1 protein-coding gene is annotated in these 2,877 nt (G+C 51.4%); it reads left to right on the top strand.

Annotated features, from left to right (window positions below; genetic code table 11):
• Positions 1 to 958: 958 nt before the first annotated feature.
• The gene (locus AUR66_RS16290) at positions 959 to 2,215 is read left to right on the top strand and encodes a Cdc6/Cdc18 family protein (RefSeq protein ID WP_058573275.1); all 1,257 of its coding nucleotides are present in this window, start codon (positions 959 to 961) and stop codon (positions 2,213 to 2,215) included.
• Positions 2,216 to 2,877: the final 662 nt, after the last annotated feature.

Below are 2,877 nucleotides of genomic sequence, written 5' to 3'. Positions count from 1 at the left end.
CTCAGTTGTTTGACGAGTTCGTCGACGGTACCGAGTACTGACAGGCTGACCGAGTCGGCCGAGTGTATCGGTATCTTGGGCTGATCGGCCCGATCAGCTGCTGTACGATTGCGGATAAACAACTGAGCGGCTATTGCTGCATTCACCCTCTGTATCGGTCACGCGGGTTGTGACAGATCTCATAGAGGTTTCGATGCCTCACAGCAAGTAGCTCACCTGTATGTATCATACCCGATTTCCCACTATATGACGACCGGCCAGTGACCAATTTGCGCGCTGTATTCAGCACGGCCTCAGCAAACTATCAACGACAGAGGACTTCAACAGGATTACTTGAGGGACGTCGTCCTCACTGAAAATGTCAAGCGTCGCTTCGAGCTTAGGTTTAACAACGGGGAGACACACCCCTCGTTTTCACTGTATAGGTTTGAATAACAGGCCGTCTGTTCCACTGGAAACAGTAGTTTTGCTCTTCAATTTATATTATATATTTATTGGTAGATGTAATATATACATGAGAGTGAGATAGAAGAAGAACCACTACGTCATGTGATTTTTCAGTGAAAATGGGGTGTCTCACTGACTCCAGTGGTGTTCTATTTATAAGTGAATAGGTTCCTCGATTTTCCGTGAGGTGAGAGGTCTGATTGATTTCAGTGAAAATGAGGTGTCTGTGACTCCATCCCCAATCTCCGAAATAGTCCGGAAATAGTTTGAAGGTACTCTTTTCAACGCTTTCAGTGAAAATAAGGTGTACCTGTCTCCTCGTGATAGACACTAAACCACCACAACACAGGTAGAGTCACCCGAATACAGTGAAAATCAGGAGGGCTTTCGTAGATGTACTGTGGGACATAGTCGTCCAGAAAGGCGCTTAAGACACTTGATTCCCCATATTCAGTGAAAACGAGGTGGGGGAAGATTTATGACCCATCGGTGAAAGGTTCGCGATAGATTGATGAACGACCCGATACCAACGCCCGACATCGAAGATTTCGACTCAGATCCACTGAGTCAACGGAACGAGGACATCTTCGCGCGGCGTGAACTCCTGCGTGTCGGTCACGTTCCTGAGAGCGGGCGTATCGTCGGGCGTGACGAAGAGATTTCTGCTGTCGAAGATCTCCTTCGGCCTGCAGCCTTCGGCGAACCGCCGAAGAACGCTATTATCTACGGGAAGACAGGAACTGGCAAGTCACTCGTCTCGAAGCACGTCACTGGTCGTGCCCGTGCCATTGCGACTCGAAACAACGCCAAATTCGGTGCGGCATACGTCGATTGTGATCAGTGTGACACCCAAACACGAGTTGCCCGGAGTCTGGCCCAGCAGGTGCAACAGCAATCCTCGAAGAACATTTCTGTCCCTGACATCGGGATTGGAGCCTCGGAGTACTTCAAGTATCTCTGGAGTATGCTCGACGAGTTGGACGTGTTCATCGCCATCGTCGACGAGATTGACAAACTTGGAGATGACGAGGTTCTGTTCAAACTGTCACGTGCCGAAGAGTCTGGGAAGACCTCCTGTTACGTCGGGGTGCTCGCAATCTCGAACAAGATCGAGTACTACGAACGACTGAATGAACGTGTCAAATCTAGTCTCCAGGAAGCAGAGCTCGTGTTCCATCCCTATGATGCGAACCAACTCATCTCGATTCTTGAGAATCGACGTGACGCGTTCAAACCGGACGTGTTGCAGTCGGGGGTAATTCCGCGTGTGGCTGCACTCGCAGCACGTGAACACGGTGACGCCCGTAAGGCAATCGAGATCCTATACTCTGCCGGCGAGTTGGCGGCGAAGAACGGCGACGCACAGGTCACAGAGGAACACGTCGATGCCGCCCAGGACTACGCCGATGTTTCTCGGTTTCAGGAGTTGATTCGGGGGTCGACGCCTCATTCGAAGTACGCTTTGTTCGCACTCGCGTATCTAACGAAGATTCGGATTGGCGATGCGTTCTCCACTGGCGAAATCTATCGGGTCTACGAGCAGGTCTGTGACTCCGAAGGGACCGATGCACTCTCTCGCCAGCGGGTGCTTGAGTTGCTGAAAGAATGGGCCTTCAGCGACATCACTGAAAACAAATACACCGGCGGTGGGAAGGGCCAAGGTAGTTATCGTGAACACACTCTATTGCGGGAGGCCGATATGGTGATTGAAACGGTCTTTGAGCAGGCTAGTACGAAACGTGACATCTTGGCTGAGCTGCAGGAGTAAGGTGGGCGTGACCGCCTGCAATCGAGCAATACTTAAGCGTCTTGGTGTGGTCTATGCTACACCGATCAAACTGAGCCACACGCTTTGTGATTCTGTCGCCTGACGCTCCATGTGGTTCAACGGAGTTGAGGCGATGGCACGTCCCGTGCGGTGCAAGCAGATACCCAAGCACGCCATGCCACTTCGGTGGTCTGACGCATACGCGCACAAATCAGAGTACCACTTCGGTGGGAATGTCGCTTCCGAGGTCTCAGGAACGGCCTGCTGTCCTACGGAAGGAATTCAACGACTGAAGTCGTGGGTGGATGTCAATTTTAGCTCGTCGTACCCATCTCGAGATCGTTTCGGTGTGATGTCTTGTCAGTAGACGCTGACGAGTTCGTCGAGGCACATCTGTGACCACTTGTAGCGATGCTCTCTGGGTTCCTCGTGTGACGCTGCCTCTTCAACCTCCAAACCCTGGGAGTTAGACTGCCGATTCACGGCTGCTCACCGAGGAGTAACCCATTCACTCTGTGATGGGGTGATTCTGAATATGGGATTTTCGTTGGCCTCTGATTATGTGACAACCATATTCACTATTGGCTGATGCGGGAGTGGGCGATACACAACGCCAATTAGTAAAACTCCGACCACGGTGCGGCAAATATGTATACATCATA

It is taken from the genome of Haloferax profundi, from assembly GCF_001469865.1.
Lineage (GTDB): Archaea > Halobacteriota > Halobacteria > Halobacteriales > Haloferacaceae > Haloferax > Haloferax profundi.
This window is presented reverse-complemented; position numbering and strand designations above follow the sequence as displayed.

Bases quoted from the DNA above. Each gene is read 5' to 3' on its own strand.
- AUR66_RS16290 (WP_058573275.1), top strand. From the start codon at position 959: ATGAACGACCCGATACCAACGCCCGACATCGAAGATTTCGACTCAGAT.